A 17,299-nucleotide genomic window follows, 5' to 3' on the forward strand; every position below is an offset into this window, starting at 1 on the left:
GATAGCGTAGGTACGTAACTTGTGCCGGGTCGGTAGGCAGTTTGTAACTGCCGTCCGCACATTGTCAAACGCGTATATAAATCTTCTTCCTGTCAAGCAAATACCCCACCACCCAACAGATCATCATAAAGGACAGCGCAAACAGCAAAGAAGCATTCACCGGACTGGCGAAGCTCCCAAACACATCATGGAATAACCATCCCACAACATTACTCTCTCCCACCGGGATCAGATAAAAAGTAATCAACAACAATTCCGAAAGCAGGTAGATAAAAAGCGGATTCTTTCCGAACACCACAAAGAACCCCGTCCACTGTGTCTTTCTCATCATCTCGATCACATACAGAAGCAACGGGATCAGCAGCAGATCCAACCCCACGGTGAGCAATACGAACGAGCTCGTCCAGATCTTCTTATTGATCGGGAACACCATATTCCAGGTCAGCGCAACAAAGATCAGCACCGCGCCCACCATCAACAGTTTCGCCAGTGTCTCATACGTCACGCCCTTCCTCCGGATGAAGTCTCCCGCCAGGTACCCGGCAATCACATTCACCAACGAAGGCAACGTACTGAGTATTCCTTCCGGCTCAAACGCCACGCCCTCGCCATGATACATATGCGCCTCTCCCAGCAAAAGCTTATCCAACGCATTTCCCGCATACCCCGTCATGCTGTACGGATCAACCGCGTCGCCCATCGCATAGAGGATAATCCAATATGCCAGCAGCACGACGATGCTAAAGATCACCGCAAAGGTCTTCGAACCATAATACACCACCACGGAAGCCACCAGGTAACAAATCGCAATCCGCTGCAACACCCCCAGTATGCGCGTTTCCGCAAAAGGTTTTAACGTCCAGGTCTGAAAATCTACATAGGGGAACCAATACATCAGGAAGCCCAGCAAAAAGATAATAGCAAACCGTTTCAGCGTCTTACGCCAGAACAAATTACTGCTATTTTGCGTGGTGTATTTATACATCACAAATGCCATGGCGTTGCCCACGGCAAACAGAAATGACGGAAAGACAAGATCGGTCGGCGTAAAGCCGTGCCATGCGGCGTGTAGCAAGGGCGGGTAGGCAATGCTCCAGTCGCCCGGAGAGTTTACAATGATCATGAAGCAAACGGTCATTCCCCGGAAAACGTCGAGGGCCAGGAAGCGCTGGTTTTCAGCCATAAATACGGTGTGGTTAGGTATACGAATCTGCCGTAAATTTTTGACAGCCGCAAGTACACACCGACACACTTTTGTACCCAACAGGGTTACATGCTATTGCAGCTTGGGATTGTTCTTGTGCCGGTCCTTGTCGCGTGCGGTCTTCTTGGCCAGATTCTTTTCAAAAGCCTCCGTGAGATTCACTCCAGTTTGATTGGCCAGGCAGATCAGCACCCACAGCACGTCGGCCATCTCGTCGCCCAGGTCCTTGCCCTTGTCAGACTCCTTCTCTGACTGCTCGCCATACCGCCGCGCCATGATGCGCGCCACCTCGCCTACTTCTTCCGTTAGGATCGCCATGTTCGTAAGTTCATTGAAATAACGTACACCGGTGGTTGTAATCCATTGGTCTACTTGTTCTTGCGCTTCTTGTAAAGACATGAGAGAAAAGTTGAATGTTTAAAATACGATTGGTGAACAGGGATTAAAAATAAAAAGAATCCAAAATCCCCGGGTCAGACGACGGGTTACTTTTTGGGAGATTTGTAATAAAGCATGCTGGTTTCCACCGGAAAAACTCTATATGAAAAAGAGAAACCTTTTAAAGAGAACGATTATCTCGGTTCTGCTTCTACTTGCAATTCCCGTAAGCTACTTTGCAATCTCCATCCTGCTGACATTTACAACCGTGAACGGTAATACGGCTGAGTTTAACAACCAGAATAAAACAGTTTATCTAAGTACAAACGGTGTTCATCTGGATATCATCATCCCAAAACAGGATATTGATCCAGGGTTGCTTGAAAACCTCATTCACCTGGAACGTGAAGAATATATTTCATTCGGGTGGGGGAACGAGAACTTTTATATCAATACCCCCACCTGGGGCGATCTAACGTTCAGGAACGCGTTCCAGGCAATGTTCTTAAACGGACCGACGTTAATGCATGTAACGCGCTACAAACAAAAAAGCAGTACCTGGATCGAAGTCCGCCTGGATGAAACTGCGTTGAAAAAATTAAACCACTATATCCAACGATCATTTCAGCGGGATAATACCGGAAGCACGATCATACTAGTAAATGCCGGATATTCCGAGCACGACAATTTTTATAAAGCCAACGGCGGCTATTCCTGTCTGAAGACCTGCAACACGTGGGTAAACACTGCGTTCAAGGAAAGCGGCTTGAAAGCATCGTATTGGACGCCCTTCGACTTTGGATTAATCAGGAAATATGAACGTTCTATTTAAATCGCTCGCAGCAGGTATCCTTGTAACCGCAATGACATCCTGCGACTACGTGGCACATTACTCCAACTCCTCAAAATCAATATCCAATACATCGTACTTCGTCCACCCGATAAAATCGAAGTGCCACCACTCCGAGCTATTGACCTTAAAACCTTGCTGCTTCATCACATCGATGATCAGTTGCCGGTTCTTTCGCACCTCCGGATCTTTTACCGGTGTGGACGGCCAGGCGGCCTTTTGAAAAGAATCATACCCCGTAGGCATCTTGAGCTCCTGTCCGGTCTTCAGATCGATCAACGTCATATCGATAGCACACCCCCGGTTGTGTCGTGACCCCTTATAGGGCGAGGCAACGTACGTCGTATCTTTATATACCTCATAGAACCTGACCGTAGCCTTATACGGCCGGTAGGCATCAAACACCTTTATTCCCAGCCCTTTTTCTTTCAACGCCGCCTGCGCCCGCTTCAACCCCTCTGCCACGGGCTTACGCGCATAAGCCTTCGCCAGGGTATAAATCCGCTCACCCGTAAAATTGTTGGTCGTAGCATACCGTATATCCAGCACCAGGCCCGGAATAAATTTTTCCAGGTCGATCAGCTCCTTGTTCGGGTTCGTCTTTACAGAAGCCTTGTACGCCTCGAGCTTCGTAGGATTGAGCCCATACTTATTCTTCTGCGCAACCGCCATTAACGGCAAGAGAAAAACGAAAAGCAATATGCGACGCATCATGATGAGAGGTTAAACCCGTTAAGACTTTGACAATCTCGCCTGGTACAAAGCCAGGTTCTCGGCATCGAAACAACAAAAGATCACCTTCTCCAAAGAAGGCTCATGCTCCAGGAAGCGCTGCACGGTGCCGATAGCGATATCGGCAGCGCGCTCTTTCGGAAACCGGTACACACCGGTGCTGATGTTCGGAAACGCCACCGTCTTTACACCATTCTCCACGGCTACACGCAGGCTGTTCTCGTACGCCCGCGTCAGCAGCTCATCTTCTTTCGCCTTGCCGTTCCACACCGGCCCGACGGTATGGATCACATACCGCGCCTTCAACTTCCCACCCGTCGTGATCACAGCCTCGCCCGTTGGGCACCCACCCTGCCGGGCGACGATCTTGCGGCACTCCTCCAATATCTGCGGTCCGCCGGCGCGGTGTATCGCACCGTCCACACCACCACCACCCATCAGGCTGGTGTTCGCGGCGTTTACGATGGCATCCATCGCCAGTGTGGTAATATCGCCCTGCATAACCTCTATCCTGCTCATACTTTATTCTTTGTATCGATAATGATCGTCACCGGACCATCGTTCAGCAAACTCACCTTCATATCCGCGCCAAACTCACCCGTCTGCACGCCCTTGCCCAACTCCGCTTCCACCGCCTTGACAAACGCCTCGTACAACGGCACCGCCACGGGTGGCTTCGCCGCTTTGAGATACGACGGCCGGTTGCCTTTCCTGGTACTGGCCTGCAATGTAAACTGGCTCACGACAATAATGTCGCCGCCTTGCTCCTTCACACTTTGATTCATCACGCCCCCGGCATCGTTAAAGATCCGCAGGTTCACGACCTTGCCCGACAGCCAGGCAATATCCTCGGCCGTATCGGCATCTTCAATACCCACCAGCACCAGCAGCCCGGTGCCAATGGAAGCCTTTACACGTTGGTCGATCGTAACAGAAGCAGACGTGACACGTTGAATAACGGCGATCATACAATACACGCAGCACTAGAACTGCTGCAGATCTTTAGATTCATGAATAAAGGTTCCCTTCTGTTCCTGCGAGGCATACTGTAACATGGCCCGCGCAACCTTTGCCGAGTCGATAGCCTTGTACTTCCGGGGGATCAGGAATCCGAATATTTTATATATGAACTTCGCCGCGTCTTCTCCCGTGCGTTGCTCCTGGCGGGGACCTAACAACAACGAAGGACGAAAAATGTGCAGCGTTTCAATTCCCACCGCGCCGATCGCCTCTTCCACTTCACCCTTCACACGGTTATAATACACCGTCGAGTCTTTGCTGGCCCCTAGCGCCGAGATCAGCATATACTGCCGCGCACCATGGGCATAGCCGCTCCGTGCCAGCAGCAGCGGGTAATAAAAGTCCACCTGGTAAAAATTCTCTTTGGTTTTGGCCTTGGCGATGGTTGTACCCAGGCAACAAAAGACATCGTCGACCTTCATGTGTTGACCGCCGCTCAAAGTCTCCTGCGTAACCGGCACTTGTTCCAGCTTCGGATGCACGGGCAGTGCTGAGCGCGTCAACGCCACGACCTTACCATAGCGGTCGCTCGCCAGTAAAAGCTGCAACAGCTGACTTCCGACAAGACCGGTGCCGCCGGCGATCAGCGCGGTTCTCATGCTGTCAATGAGCGTTTTTTCTCCCACAGCAAGAACTTGTCCACATCTCCGCTCGCGGCATTGAATACCGCCATGAGCACGGCCACGTCGTCTGTCAACCCGGTGATCGGCACGAGATCGGGCAGCAGATCGATCGGCATGACAAAGTATGCCAGGGCGGCCACGATCATGACCATGGTCTTCCACGGTATCTCCCGATAGTGTCCCGACGCATACGCACGCGAGATCCGGCCCAGCACCAGGAACTTCTCCTTGACCGCGGCAGCATTCATATCTTTCCACGAAACACGTTGCAACTTCATACCGAGCTTTGTCAGCAGCAGCACCAGCCGCGCGCGCGTTCCCAGAATACCAGACGCTTTGCTCAGCGCCAGATCAAAAAAACGATTCTTCAGCATTTCTTTCGTTGTTAGGTGTTTCTAATCAAATAGCCACCCGGCCGGCTGCTTAGAACGTGCGCTGAATCTCTTTCTTCAGCTCCGTCAGGGCGTGGGCCATCGGGTCTACCGGTTTGTTGACCGACTTTTCAAAGATCTTTTTCGAAAGATCGAGGCTCGAGCTCTCGGGTCCCATTTCACTGGCCGAGTCGTTGATCGTCACGATCAGGTCCTCCTTGGCGCCTTTCAGCAAGTTCCACACGTCTTCACTCATGTACACTTGCTGCGAGGCATTGTGGTTGTACTCATTGCGAATCTCCGCCAGCAGCAGCTGGTGGAACTCACGGGCCTGCATGCCGGGGGCATTCAGCCGCACCAGCAGGTTTTGCGGCGAGATGCGCTCCAGGAAGAGCGTCATCCGCTCGTAGGCCTGCAGCCGGCTGGGAAGCAGCGTTTCGATGCTGCGGCTCCGCACTTCCAGTTTCCTCAGCTCGATCTCTTTTTCGATAAACATGCGCACCAGCAGATACGCCAGATACAAAACGATAGAAGCGGGAATTAGTATTTTACCAAACTCAATAAGTACATCCATATGCGGAAAAACTAAACTTTATTTACGGTTTGAAAGTTAATAATTTTGTGTCACTAAGCCTTTATTTTCATGTTCGACAACCTGCGCCCCGTCTCCCTGTCTGATCGTGCTGCCGAAGAGGTCCGCAAAATCATGGAAACCAAGAACATCCCGGCCGACTACGGCCTGCGGGTGGGCATCAAGGGCGGCGGTTGCGGCGGCGTAGCCCTCCTGATCGGCTTTGATAAGCAAAAAGACACCGACCTGGCCTACACCGTCGCCGGCATCCCCGTGTACGTCGACAAAAAACACACCATGTACATCATCGGCAAGGAAGTCGACTTCTACGACGGCGAAGACGCCCGCGGCTTCACTTTCGTGGACCTGCCTGCCGAAGCATCAGCGCAGGAAGGTTTACCCGCCGAAGCCGAACCGAAAGATGTCCCGTCCACAACGTCTCAAGCCTAAAAAAAGAAAAAAGCGGGCTTATCCGCCAAAGCTTCCGCGAAGGAGGATACCTTTACACCGCAAAACACGTTGAAAGCGGTACATGACCGACCTCCGACTCACCGAAATCTGGATTTACCCCATTAAATCCCTCGGCGGCATCCCACTGACCTCTGCCCGGGTAATGGGCAAAGGACTGCAGTACGACCGCCGCTTTATGCTGGTAAGCCCCGACGGCGTCTGCCTCACCCAGCGCGAGCACCCCATCATGGCCCTGTTCAAGCTTTCGCTGGAAGGCGACCAGATCCTGATCCGTCACAAAGACGAAGTCCTGACCCTGCCCGCCGTTCCCGCTTCCTTACAAGCCCCCGAGCAGGTGCGCATCTGGGACGACACCGTCACCGCTCACGGCGTAGGCACGGAGAATGACCAGTGGTTTTCCTCCCGCATGGGCCTGGATGCCCACCTGGTATACTTTCCGGAAGACAACGCCCGCCCGGTGGATCCCAAATACAAAGTAAATGACGAGCACGTCGGACTGGCCGATGCCTACCCCTTCCTCGTGATCGGCCAAAGCTCCCTCAACGACCTCAATAGCCGTCTCGACATCCCCTTGCCGATGAACCGCTTTCGCCCCAACCTGGTGATTACCGGCGCCGAAGCCTATGCCGAAGACACCTGGCGCGACTTCCGCATTGGCGACACTCGCTTTGTCGGAGTAAAGCCCTGCGCACGCTGCGTGCTCACCACCGTCAACCAGGACACCGCCGAGAAAGGCAAAGAACCCCTGAAGACGCTGGCCACCTATCGCTCGCGCAATAACAAGATCATGTTCGGACAAAATGCCGTGGCACGCGATCAGCAATACATCTCCGTAGGCGACCCCGTCACCATAGAAACTACCAACCCGTAGCACACCGTAGGCCGATGACGCACCTGTATTTAAAAGCCGCACACATCATATTTATCGTCACCTGGTTCGCCGGTATGTTTTATATGCCGCGGCTCTTTGTCTACATCGTCGAAGCTCACGCCAAGCCCGAACCCGAAGGATCGATCGTGCTGAAGCAGTTGAAGATGATGGCGTCGCGTCTGTGGTTTGGCATCACCTGGCCCTCGGCCATCATCACGCTGTGCCTGGGCACCTCGATGGTGATCAACCAACCGGAGTGGCTCACGTTCGGCTTCATGCACATCAAGCTCACCCTGGTATTCCTTTTATACCTCTACCACATCTCTCTGCACGTCATCTTCCGGCAACTGCAAAATGACGTCGTAAAATATACTTCCACCCACATGCGTATCTGGAACGAAGTGGCAACACTCTTCCTGATCAGCATCGTATTTTTGATCGTATTAAAAAATGCCTTGAGCATGCTCTGGGGCCTCGCCGGCTTGCTGGCAGTCACCATCCTGATCATGATCGGGATCCGTACCTATAAGAAATTCCGCAAAAATGACTAAGACGAACACTATGTCCCGCGCACTGTTTTCATACCTGTCACCCGTACTGCTGGCAGCCGTATTGTTACCTGCTGCCTGTATCGAAAAGAAAGAAACGCCACTGCCGATCCTCGGCGCCCGCGAAGTGAACGGCGCCGACACGGTATACCATACCATCGCCGATTTTAAATTCACCGACCAGGACAGCGCCACCATCACCAACAGCACGTTCGACAATAAAATCTACGTGGCCGACTTCTTCTTCACCTCGTGCCGCACGATCTGCCCCATCATGAAAACCCAAATGCTGCGGGTATACGATTCACTGCAAAACGATCCGAACGTAGTATTGCTCTCGCACACCATCGACCCCGAATACGACACGGTTGCCCTGCTGCACGACTACGCCGCGCGCCTCGGTGTAAAAAGCGATAAGTGGCACTTCGTGACCGGCGCCAAAGACGACATTTATAAGATCGCCCAGACAAGCTACTTCGCCACGGCGATGGAAGCCAAAGAAGAACCCGATGGCTTTATCCACAGCGGCGCCTTCTTGCTCATCGATAAACAACGCAGGATCCGCGGCAAGTACGACGGCACCAAAGAAGAGGACGTAAACCGACTGATCGTCGACATCCGCCGCCTGGAAAAAGAAAATGCAAAGTAACTACTACGTATTGATCATTGTTGCCCTGACGGGAAGCCTGCTGTCGTCCTGCTCGAACCCGAAACAGGACGGCACCACGGGATCGGTACCCGAAGGTAATACCAAATTCAAACAATATTATATTCAGGGCGAGCAGCTGTACACCAGGCACTGCAGCAACTGCCATCAAAAGAACGGCACCGGCCTGGGTCTGCTGTTTCCCCCACTGAACGTCTCCGACTACATGGAGCAGAATCAGTCCGAGGTGCTATGCCTCATGCGCCACGGCAAACAAGGCGAGCTGGTGGTAAACGGCAAAAGCTTTAACAAAGCCATGCCCCCCATCCCTTCACTGACCGACCTGGAGATCGCCGAGATCGCCACCTACATCTACAACACCTGGAATCACAAGCAAGGCATCATCGACGTCCGCGAAGCCACGAAGGTCCTAAGCGATTGTAAAGAATAGCGTGTATTGTTGGGGCAAGTTTTAGCGTGATTGCTGGCGCAAGTTTAAGCGCCAAGCGTTAGCGGAGGTACGTAACTTGTGCCGGGAACTGACGGCAGTTTGTAACTGCCGTCGTGAATTTTCCTACACTACATATACTTCAACTTCAGCTCCTGCCGCACGCTCCCCTTCTTCACAACAACCTTCGCCTTCTCAAACGAGGGCGGCCCGAACGCCCCCATCGCATTGTTCCCAAACGCAAATCCCTCTTTCGGGATACCCACTACGTTGCTATCCAGCTCCCCGTTTCCATTCTCATCATGGATCACACTCACCGCATAATCCCCCGCCGGCAGATTTTCAAACACCACCGTCACTCCTTCCTTCTCCGCCTTCACCACCTTTCCGTCGATCGCCTCCTTCAAAAAACTGTTTTCGTTGTTGAACAACCCCACACGGATCTCCCCCTTCGCTTCGCGAATATCCGTCACCACCACCTCAATGGCACCCTGGCTCCACGCTGCCACCGGCAGCCACAGCAAAAAGATCATCAGTAGATTTTTCATAGCGGATTACCTTATTTAAAACCATTCTACCCAAGATATCAAAATACGTCCGTTTTTCCATCCGCTACAATCTGTCGTTCGTCTACCGCCTGGGCCCGCTTGTAACGCAAATGTATACTTCCCCGGAAATGAGTGTCTCTACACACCGACAGGAATGCTACCGATCCTTCCTAATTTCGTAACTTAGTTCTGTTAGCAACTCAAACACCTGAACCATGGCAGCATTAACCCTGAAAATCAATAACAAAAACTACACCGTAGAAGCCGATCCGAAGATGCCCCTGCTCTGGGTCATCCGCGACATCGTCGGATTGACGGGCACGAAATACGGCTGCGGCATTGCCCAATGTGGGGCATGCACCGTACACCTCGACGGTGTCCCGATGCGCTCATGTTCACTGCCCGTATCGGCCGTGGGCAACAAAAGCGTCACGACCATCGAAGGCCTCTCCGAAGACAACAGCCACCCCGTACAGCAAGCGTGGATCACCGAGCAGGTACCACAGTGTGGCTACTGCCAGTCCGGCCAGATCATGGCGGCCACCGCATTGCTCAAGAAAACACCATTGCCCACCGACAAAGACATCGACACCGCCATGCAGGGGCACATCTGCCGCTGTGGCACCTACCCGCGCATCCGCAAGGCCATCAAAACGGCCTCTACCCTCATGACGCAAAAAGCGTCGAACTAAAATATACTATCCAGCATACCGTACCATAACAGACACTATGAGCACGCTATCCAGAAGAAACTTTATAAAGCTTTCAAGTCTTACCGGCGCAGCCCTCACCCTGGGCTTCTATTCACACGGCAAAGAAACCACCATCGTGAAGGCAGACACCGCCGAAAGCCTGGGCATCGACCTAAACGCCTGGATCTCCATCGATACCTCCGGCAAAGTCACCATCACCAACCACCGCGCCGAGATGGGCCAGGGTTCTTTCCAGTCCGTACCGCAGATCATTGCCGAAGAACTGGAAGTAGACCTCAACGCTGTCAACATCGTCTTCGCGCAAGGCAACAACGCCAAGTACGGCAGCCAGATCACCGGGGGTAGCTCCACCATCCGCGGCTCCTATAAAAAGCTGCTGAACCTCAGCGCCACGGCACGCGAGATGCTGATCGAAGCCGCCGCCAACAAATGGAAAGTACCGCACAGCGAGTGCTATGCCGAGAACGGCCACGTTATACACAAACCCAGTGGTAAAAAATTCCACTATGGCGAGCTGGTGCAGGAAGCCTCCAAGCTTACACCGCCGAAACACGTCAAACTGAAACTGCCCGAAGAATACAAGATCATTCGCAAGCCAGTGCCGCGCCAGGACACGCCGCTGAAAACAAATGGCAAAGCCATCTTCGGCATGGACAAACGCCTGCCCGGCATGCTCTATGCAGTAGTAGAACGCAACCCGCGCTTTCAGGGTAAAGTAAAAAGCTTCGACGACACCGAGACCAAAAAAGTACCCGGGGTCAAACATGTCATCCCCGTCAAGACGAGCGTATTCGCCACCTTTCGCGAAGGTGTGGCCGTGGTGGCCGACAGCCTGTGGGCCGCCATGCAAGGCCGCAAAGTACTGAAAGTAGAGTGGGACGATACCGGCTTCGAGCACCTCGATACAGAGCAACTGTATACGCGCATGAATGAGTCGCTCACCAAACCGGGTCTTTCCATCCGCACGCAGGGAAACGCCAAAGGTGTATTCGAAAAATCGGATAACAAACTGGAAGCTGTATATGAGACTCCCTACGAATCACACAGCTGCATGGAGCCCGTGAACTGCACCGCGCACTATCACGACGACATGGTTGAGATCTGGGGACCGATCCAGGGCCCCGACTGGGTACAGGACTTCCTCAGCCCGCTGCTGAATTTGCCAAAAGAAAAGATCGTCGTGAACATGACCTTCCTCGGTGGTGGCTTTGGCCGCAAAGCGTTCATGGACTACCCGCACGAAGCCGCCATCATCTCCAAAGAGGTAAAGGCGCCCGTACAAGTGGTCTGGACACGCGAAGACGACACCACCCAGGGCCCCTTCCGCCCGGGCATGGTATACGGCTGTAAAGGTTCCCTCAGTAAAGACGGGAACATCACATCCTATGCCTTGCATACGGCCGGCCAGAACATGGACCACCAATGGCTCAACGCCAACAAAGAGGCCTATAACAACTCAGGGTCGGAAGGATTCCTCGAAACATACTTCCGTTCCATTCCCAACTACGACTTCTCCGACTCACCGCTGGATGTTCCCATCCCCGTCATGTGGTGGCGATCCGTATATGCATCGACCAACGCCTTCGCCATGGAAAGCTTCATGGATGAGCTCGCCCTCAAGGCGGGTAAAGATCCCCTGGCCTTCCGTCGTCAACATTTGCATGACGAACGTTACCATGCATTGGCGGATAAACTGGAAGAGGTGTCCGGCTGGAAGAATCGTAAGAAAAACGAGGGTTACGGTATCGCCATTACAGAGTGCTTCTCCACTATCGTTGGCGAAGTGGTAAAGGTCTCGAAGAAGAGCGACGGCAAGATCAAGATCGATAAAGTATGGGCCGTAATGGACTGCGGCTGGTATGTAAACCCTGATATCATCCGGCAACAGGTAGAAGGCAGCATCGTCATGGGCCTCGGCGCCGCGATAACACACGCTACGCACTTTAAAGATGGCAAGGCTGTCGAGCAAAACTTCAACACCTATAAACAGCCCCGCATCATCGACACACCGGAGATCGAAGTTCACATTATGGACAACGAAGAGAAAGCCGGTGGCGTCGGCGAGCCGTCCCTACCGCCCTTCGCCCCGGCACTGACAAACGCTATCTTTGACCTGACCGGCAAACGCGTGCGCAAACTGCCCTTTAGCCTGGACACCGTCTGAAGGCGCACGGGAATAACATTTGAATAGTACTCTATAGATCGACAGACACAGAATGAACAAAGTAATCACGACAACCCTGATCCTTGCCGCTGGCATCACCTTCTTCTCTTTTCAACAACCGGCCACCTCGCCTAACAGTGTGGCTACCGGCAAAGAGATCTACGAAGCCCAATGTATGAGCTGCCACATGGACCAGGGACAAGGCCTGGAGGGAGTATATCCTCCCCTGGCAAAATCAGACTATCTCGCCGACAAAGACCGCCTGGTGAAAGTGATCCGTAAAGGCCTGCGTGGCCCCATCACCGTCAACGGTGTACAGTACGACGGCGAGATGACAGGCTTCGAGCTGACCGACCAGGAAACGGCCGACGTCATCAATTATATCCGCACCACCTGGGGCAACAAATACGCCGCCGTCAAAGCCGCAGACGTGCCCGCAGCCCTCAACAAAGCATCTAAAGGTTACCAGCCGTACTAAGCGGCTGGTAATTCCTAATTGTTAGAAGAAGTATGAACGTGTGACGACCGATGAAAGAGTTTAAGAATATACTGGAAGCGTATAACAAAGTAGACTTCACCCAACGGCGGGCCGTCCTGGCCACGGTGGTAAAAGTACGCGGCTCTTCCTATCGCAGCCCCGGTGCGCGCATGCTGATCACCGACGACGGCAAGTGGGTAGGCTCGATCAGCGGCGGCTGCCTGGAAGGTGACGCCCTGCGCAAAGCCCGCCAGGTAATGAGTAACCGCGTGCCCCTCACCGTCACCTACGACACGAGCGAAGAAAGCAATCAGAACCTGGGCATCGGCCTGGGCTGCAACGGCATCATCGACGTGCTGCTGGAACCGCTGGACCCTACCGACCATACCAACGCCGCTACCTTCTTCGACAGCATTGTCAAGCGTAATCTCCCGGTGGCACTCGCCACGGTTTTCACCGGCGATACCCCAACCGAGACAGGCCGCAAGCTCCTCCTCACCGAAGAGCGTACCATCCTGCATCAAACAATCGGGCAGCCGGCACTGGCCGACGCCATCGCCACTGACCTGGCCACGCTGTTCGCCACACGCAAGTCCGAGACACGCCAATATGCCGTCTCCGGCACAACCACAGAAGTATTCATCGAGCTGATACAACCCACCGTAGATGTCATCATCTTCGGTGGCGGGTTTGACGCCCGCCCCGTGAGCCAGCTCATGAAAAGCCTCGGCTGGGGCGTGACCGTCACCGACGAATGCGTCGCACACATCGCCCCACTCTTTTTCCCGGCGGCCGACAAGCTCTCGCTCTGCCAGCGTCAATACATCGACCGCGACTTCGCCATCACGCCCTACACGGCGTGCGTGCTGATGTCACACAATTACGAATACGACCGCGACGTACTCCGCAAGCTACTGCGCACGGAGACACCCTATATCGGCATCCTGGGCCCGCGCAAACGCTTCGACAAAATGGTGAAAGAATTCAGCAATGAAGGAATCACCCTGACCGCAGACGACTACCATCGCATCCACGCCCCCATCGGTCTGGACATTGGCGCCGAAACACCCGACGAGATCGCGATCGCCATAGCCGGCGAGATCCAGGGCAAGTTCTCCAACCGCTCCGGGGGCTTCCTGAAGTACCGTCAGGCGCCCATTCACCAGCGCGACGGCCATAGCGACCAGGTCTTCAAACAAGTATATTTACATACGCCAGACGCCGCCCGGTCCGCACAGGGAGCTTGATCACCCCCGCGGCAACCCATCGCCACACTTCTTCGGAATAAAATTTTAACAAGCAGGAAAATGAATATCGGAATCGTCTTGCTGGCCGCCGGCGCATCGGTACGCATGGGCACGGCCAAACAACAACTGTTGCTGGACGGTGAGCCCCTTCTGTGGCACGCCGCACAAGCAGCCCTGCACGCAGCCGCCACCCACACAGTGGTGGTACTGGGCGCCCAAGAAGCCACCCACCGCGCCATGCTGGAATCCCTGCCCCTGGACATCATGTACAACCCCGACTGGGAAAAGGGCATGGGCAACTCCCTCAAAACCGGCATGCACCGCCTGCTACGCATCGCCCCCGAAACCGACGCCGCCCTGATCATGGTCTGCGACCAACCCGGCGTGACCGCCCATTACCTCAATAGCATCATCCTGAAATACGGCAAGACCGAAGCCCCCGTCATCGCCTCCCACTACGCCGGCACCATCGGCGTCCCCGCCCTGTTCGCCAAAAAACTCTTCCCCGAGCTCATGTCCCTGGACGATAAACAAGGCGCCAAAAAAGTCATCCAGCAACACCAATCCATCACCACCACCCTCGACTTCCCCGAAGGCGCCGTCGACATCGACACCCCCGAAGACTACCGCCGCCTGGCCGGCGCAACACTACAATAAGTTTTAGAAGAAGCATAGCCGACGAATTTCTATAACTATACAAAGATGATTAGGCCCGTTTATACCATTCAGCTCTGAAAGAGCGAGACACAATAGCCCAGGCTGAAGCGCCAGCGGCGGCCTGGGAACAAGGACAGACAGGTAATAAATAAGCCCTGAAAGGGCGTAACAAACAGCTCAAGGCGCGCATATAGCCATGTCGCGTCCTTTCAGGGGGCTGCATCTTCGATCGACGAGCCCGCACATAAAAAAAGCCACCCTAAAAGGATGGCTTTTCCAATATTCGCAAGTGCAGATAACTACACCTTAATCTCAACATCAACACCGCTGGGAAGCTCAAGCTTCATCAGCGCGTCAACCGTCTTGGCACTGTTGGAATAGATATCCACCAGACGCTTGTAAGTACACAGTTGGAACTGCTCGCGTGACTTTTTGTTAACGTGGGGTGAGCGCAGTACCGTAAACTTTTCCTTTTCGGTAGGCAGCGGAATAGGACCGCTAACCACAGCACCGGTTGCCTTAACAGCTCTTACGATTTTCTCGGAAGACTTGTCCACGAGATTGTGATCGTAAGACTTGAGTTTAATTCTGATTTTCTGATTCATAGGTTTATCTAAACGCCTTTTAGATGAATTATTTTGCAAGGGCAGCGCCCTTCAATTCTTCAATTACTTTATCCGCGAGGTTTTTCGGTACCGCAGCGTAGTGCGAGAACGTCAGCGTTGCCGAAGCACGGCCAGACGTCAGCGTACGCAGGTCGGTGATGTAACCGAAGAGTTCTTTCAGCGGTACGTCAGCCTTGATAACCTGGGCACCACCACGGCTATCCATACCTTTCATCACACCGCGTCTTCTGTTCAAGTCACCCGTCACAGAACCGGTGTATTCATCCGGGCTCAGTACTTCTACCGACATGATCGGCTCGAGCAGCTGAGGAGCGCATTTCGCAGCAGCTTCTTTGAAGCCCAAGCGAGCGGCAAGTTCGAACGACAGTGAGTCGGAGTCAACGTCGTGGTACGAACCGTGGAACAGACGTACACGCATCGAGTCGATCGGGTAGCCGGCCAGCGGACCGTTTGACATCGCGCTTTCGAAACCTTTTTGAACCGGCTGAATGAATTCGCGGGGGATCACACCACCTACGATATCGTTCACGAACTCCAGTCCTTCTTTATCGCCTTCCTTCAGTTCGCGGGGCCCGATCTCGAATACGATATCGGCAAACTTACCGCGACCACCGGTCTGCTTCTTGTAAACTTCTTTGTGTTCAACCGACTTGGTAAGCGCTTCCTTGTAAGCCACCTGGGGAGCACCCTGGTTGATCTCCACTTTGAACTCGCGTTTCAGGCGGTCGATGATAATCTCGAGGTGAAGCTCGCCCATCCCGCGAAGGATGGTCTGGCCAGTCTCCTGGTCCGTGTTAACACGCAGCGTAGGATCTTCTTCCACCAGTTTGGCAATCGCCATACCCAGTTTATCTACATCGGCTTGTTTCTTCGGCTCGATCGCGTAACCGATTACAGGCTCAGGGAACACCATCGATTCGAGGACTACTTTGCGTTTTTCGTCGCAAAGCGTATCACCGGTCTTAATATCTTTAAAGCCTACTACCGCACCGATGTCACCCGCCACCAGACGCTCGATCTGGTTTTGCTTGTTGGCGTGCATCTGGAATACGCGGGAGATCCGCTCTTTGCTTTCAGAACGTGTGTTGTATACGTAAGAGCCTGACTCCAGTACGCCGGAATATGCGCGTACGAAGCAAAGACGGCCTACGAAGGGGTCAGTAGCAATTTTGAAGGCAAGCGCTGCGAAAGGCTCTTTTTCATCGGGACGGATCACAACTTCCTGGTCGTTATCCGGGTTTGTACCGATGATGTTGTCTTTGTCGAGCGGTGAAGGAAGAAGCTCCATCACGTAGTCCAGCATGGTTTGAACACCCTTGTTCTTGAACGAAGAGCCGCATACCATCGGAACTACCTTCATCGCGATCGTAGCCTTGCGAAGTGCCGTCAGGATTTCAGCTTCCGAGATCGAATCAGGATTCTCGAAGAACTTCTCCATCAGGGTTTCGTCAAAGTCGGCAACGGCTTCCAGCAATTTCTCGCGGTACTCGTTCACCTCGTCCTTCATTTCCTCCGGAATGGGTACCACTTCATAGGTCATACCTTTGTCGTGCTCATTCCAAACGATACCACGATTGTTAACCAGGTCAACTACACCGCGGAAGTTATCTTCAGAACCGATCGGCAGCTGCAGGGCTACTGCATTGCTTCCCAGTTTCTCTTTTACTTGCTTACATACGCCGAGGAAGTCAGAACCGGCACGGTCCATCTTATTGACGAAACCGATACGGGCAACTTTATAATTGTCGGCCAGGCGCCAGTTAGTCTCAGATTGCGGCTCAACACCGTCAACAGCGCTGAACAGGAACACCAGACCATCCAACACGCGCAGCGAGCGGTTTACCTCTACGGTAAAGTCCACGTGACCAGGCGTATCGATGATGTTGACGTTGTATTTATTTTCTCTGTAGTTCCAGAATACCGTTGTGGCAGCCGAGGTAATGGTGATACCACGCTCCTGCTCCTGCGCCATCCAGTCCATGGTAGCGGCACCTTCGTGTACTTCGCCAATCTTGTGGTTCACACCGGCATAGTACAGAATACGCTCCGTCGTGGTAGTCTTACCCGCATCGATGTGCGCGGCGATACCAATGTTTCTGGTGTATTTGAGATCTCTAGACATTACCTGGTCCC

General features: G+C 53.4%; 22 protein-coding genes. 11 read left to right on the forward strand and 11 right to left on the reverse strand.

Annotation, left to right across the window (positions count from 1 at the left end):
- Positions 1–64: 64 nt before the first annotated feature.
- Positions 65–1,183, reverse strand: a complete 1,119-nt coding sequence (locus KK078_RS14000) for an acyltransferase family protein (RefSeq protein ID WP_254090910.1) — start codon at positions 1,181–1,183, stop codon at positions 65–67.
- Positions 1,184–1,276: 93 nt separating this feature from the next.
- On the reverse strand, positions 1,277–1,603 hold the full coding sequence (locus KK078_RS14005; RefSeq protein WP_254090911.1) for a nucleotide pyrophosphohydrolase: 327 nt from the start codon (positions 1,601–1,603) through the stop codon (positions 1,277–1,279).
- 142 nt (positions 1,604–1,745) lie between these two features.
- On the opposite strand from KK078_RS14005, the gene KK078_RS14010 reads away from it, so the two are divergent.
- Positions 1,746–2,414 (forward strand): DUF2459 domain-containing protein, encoded by a 669-nt coding sequence (locus KK078_RS14010; protein ID WP_254090912.1) that lies wholly within the window; start codon positions 1,746–1,748, stop codon positions 2,412–2,414.
- Positions 2,415–2,471: 57 nt separating this feature from the next.
- Here the strand turns inward: KK078_RS14010 and KK078_RS14015 are convergent, their stop codons facing one another.
- From KK078_RS14015 to KK078_RS14040, 6 genes are read right to left on the reverse strand one after another with little or no spacing between them, the layout of a single operon-like run.
- Positions 2,472–3,146 carry a M15 family metallopeptidase gene (locus KK078_RS14015; RefSeq protein ID WP_254090913.1) on the reverse strand — a complete coding sequence of 225 codons (675 nt, stop codon included), beginning with the start codon at positions 3,144–3,146 and terminating at the stop codon, positions 2,472–2,474.
- 18 nt (positions 3,147–3,164) lie between these two features.
- Complete coding sequence (locus KK078_RS14020; RefSeq protein ID WP_254090914.1) at positions 3,165–3,683, reverse strand: O-acetyl-ADP-ribose deacetylase; 519 nt, start codon at positions 3,681–3,683, stop codon at positions 3,165–3,167.
- The gene (gene dtd / locus KK078_RS14025; protein ID WP_254090915.1) at positions 3,680–4,132 is read right to left on the reverse strand and encodes a D-aminoacyl-tRNA deacylase; all 453 of its coding nucleotides are present in this window, start codon (positions 4,130–4,132) and stop codon (positions 3,680–3,682) included. Before dtd ends, KK078_RS14020 begins: the two co-directional genes overlap by 4 nt.
- A 15-nt stretch (positions 4,133–4,147) precedes the next feature.
- Complete coding sequence (locus KK078_RS14030) at positions 4,148–4,783, reverse strand: NAD-dependent epimerase/dehydratase family protein (RefSeq protein ID WP_254090916.1); 636 nt, start codon at positions 4,781–4,783, stop codon at positions 4,148–4,150.
- Entirely contained in the window at positions 4,780–5,181 is a 402-nt protein-coding gene (locus KK078_RS14035) for a YkvA family protein (protein WP_254090917.1), read from the reverse strand. The genes KK078_RS14030 and KK078_RS14035 overlap by 4 nt, the downstream gene beginning before the upstream one ends.
- 49 nt (positions 5,182–5,230) lie before the next feature.
- Positions 5,231–5,752 (reverse strand): DUF7935 family protein, encoded by a 522-nt coding sequence (locus KK078_RS14040; RefSeq protein ID WP_254090918.1) that lies wholly within the window; start codon positions 5,750–5,752, stop codon positions 5,231–5,233.
- A gap of 69 nt (positions 5,753–5,821) precedes the next feature.
- Between KK078_RS14040 and KK078_RS14045 the strand changes: the two genes are divergently transcribed.
- The 5 genes from KK078_RS14045 (at position 5,822) to KK078_RS14065 (ending at position 8,736) form a co-directional block, all read left to right on the forward strand.
- Positions 5,822–6,199 (forward strand): HesB/IscA family protein, encoded by a 378-nt coding sequence (locus KK078_RS14045; RefSeq protein WP_254090919.1) that lies wholly within the window; start codon positions 5,822–5,824, stop codon positions 6,197–6,199.
- An 82-nt stretch (positions 6,200–6,281) separates the two neighbouring features.
- The gene (locus KK078_RS14050) at positions 6,282–7,091 is read left to right on the forward strand and encodes an MOSC domain-containing protein (protein ID WP_254090920.1); all 810 of its coding nucleotides are present in this window, start codon (positions 6,282–6,284) and stop codon (positions 7,089–7,091) included.
- A 14-nt stretch (positions 7,092–7,105) separates the two neighbouring features.
- Positions 7,106–7,642 (forward strand): CopD family protein, encoded by a 537-nt coding sequence (locus tag KK078_RS14055; RefSeq protein ID WP_254090921.1) that lies wholly within the window; start codon positions 7,106–7,108, stop codon positions 7,640–7,642.
- Positions 7,643–7,652: 10 nt separating this feature from the next.
- Positions 7,653–8,288, forward strand: a complete 636-nt coding sequence (locus tag KK078_RS14060) for an SCO family protein (RefSeq protein WP_254090922.1) — start codon at positions 7,653–7,655, stop codon at positions 8,286–8,288.
- Entirely contained in the window at positions 8,278–8,736 is a 459-nt protein-coding gene (locus KK078_RS14065; RefSeq protein WP_254090923.1) for a c-type cytochrome, read from the forward strand. Before KK078_RS14060 ends, KK078_RS14065 begins: the two co-directional genes overlap by 11 nt.
- A gap of 128 nt (positions 8,737–8,864) precedes the next feature.
- Here KK078_RS14065 and KK078_RS14070 read toward each other — a convergent pair whose 3' ends face one another.
- Positions 8,865–9,281 carry a DUF2141 domain-containing protein gene (locus KK078_RS14070; protein WP_254090924.1) on the reverse strand — a complete coding sequence of 139 codons (417 nt, stop codon included), beginning with the start codon at positions 9,279–9,281 and terminating at the stop codon, positions 8,865–8,867.
- A 215-nt stretch (positions 9,282–9,496) separates the two neighbouring features.
- Between KK078_RS14070 and KK078_RS14075 the strand changes: the two genes are divergently transcribed.
- The 5 genes from KK078_RS14075 to KK078_RS14095 are packed head-to-tail and all read left to right on the forward strand — an operon-like array spanning position 9,497 to position 14,540.
- Positions 9,497–9,973, forward strand: a complete 477-nt coding sequence (locus tag KK078_RS14075) for a (2Fe-2S)-binding protein (RefSeq protein ID WP_254090925.1) — start codon at positions 9,497–9,499, stop codon at positions 9,971–9,973.
- Positions 9,974–10,010: 37 nt separating this feature from the next.
- Positions 10,011–12,158, forward strand: a complete 2,148-nt coding sequence (locus KK078_RS14080; RefSeq protein ID WP_254090926.1) for a xanthine dehydrogenase family protein molybdopterin-binding subunit — start codon at positions 10,011–10,013, stop codon at positions 12,156–12,158.
- Positions 12,159–12,210: 52 nt separating this feature from the next.
- Entirely contained in the window at positions 12,211–12,636 is a 426-nt protein-coding gene (locus KK078_RS14085; RefSeq protein ID WP_254090927.1) for a c-type cytochrome, read from the forward strand.
- Positions 12,637–12,686: 50 nt separating this feature from the next.
- Positions 12,687–13,883, forward strand: coding sequence for an XdhC family protein (locus tag KK078_RS14090; protein WP_254090928.1), 1,197 nt, complete (start codon positions 12,687–12,689; stop codon positions 13,881–13,883).
- Positions 13,884–13,943: 60 nt separating this feature from the next.
- The gene (locus KK078_RS14095) at positions 13,944–14,540 is read left to right on the forward strand and encodes a nucleotidyltransferase family protein (RefSeq protein ID WP_254090929.1); all 597 of its coding nucleotides are present in this window, start codon (positions 13,944–13,946) and stop codon (positions 14,538–14,540) included.
- A gap of 299 nt (positions 14,541–14,839) precedes the next feature.
- Here the strand turns inward: KK078_RS14095 and rpsJ are convergent, their stop codons facing one another.
- Both rpsJ and fusA read right to left on the reverse strand, forming a co-directional pair.
- Complete coding sequence (rpsJ, locus tag KK078_RS14100) at positions 14,840–15,145, reverse strand: 30S ribosomal protein S10 (protein WP_079688288.1); 306 nt, start codon at positions 15,143–15,145, stop codon at positions 14,840–14,842.
- 28 nt (positions 15,146–15,173) lie between these two features.
- Entirely contained in the window at positions 15,174–17,288 is a 2,115-nt protein-coding gene (gene fusA / locus KK078_RS14105; RefSeq protein ID WP_254090930.1) for an elongation factor G, read from the reverse strand.
- Positions 17,289–17,299 lie beyond the last annotated feature (11 nt).

Source organism: Dawidia soli (genome assembly GCF_018598185.1).
GTDB classification, from domain to species: Bacteria; Bacteroidota; Bacteroidia; order Cytophagales; family Cyclobacteriaceae; genus Ohtaekwangia; species Ohtaekwangia soli.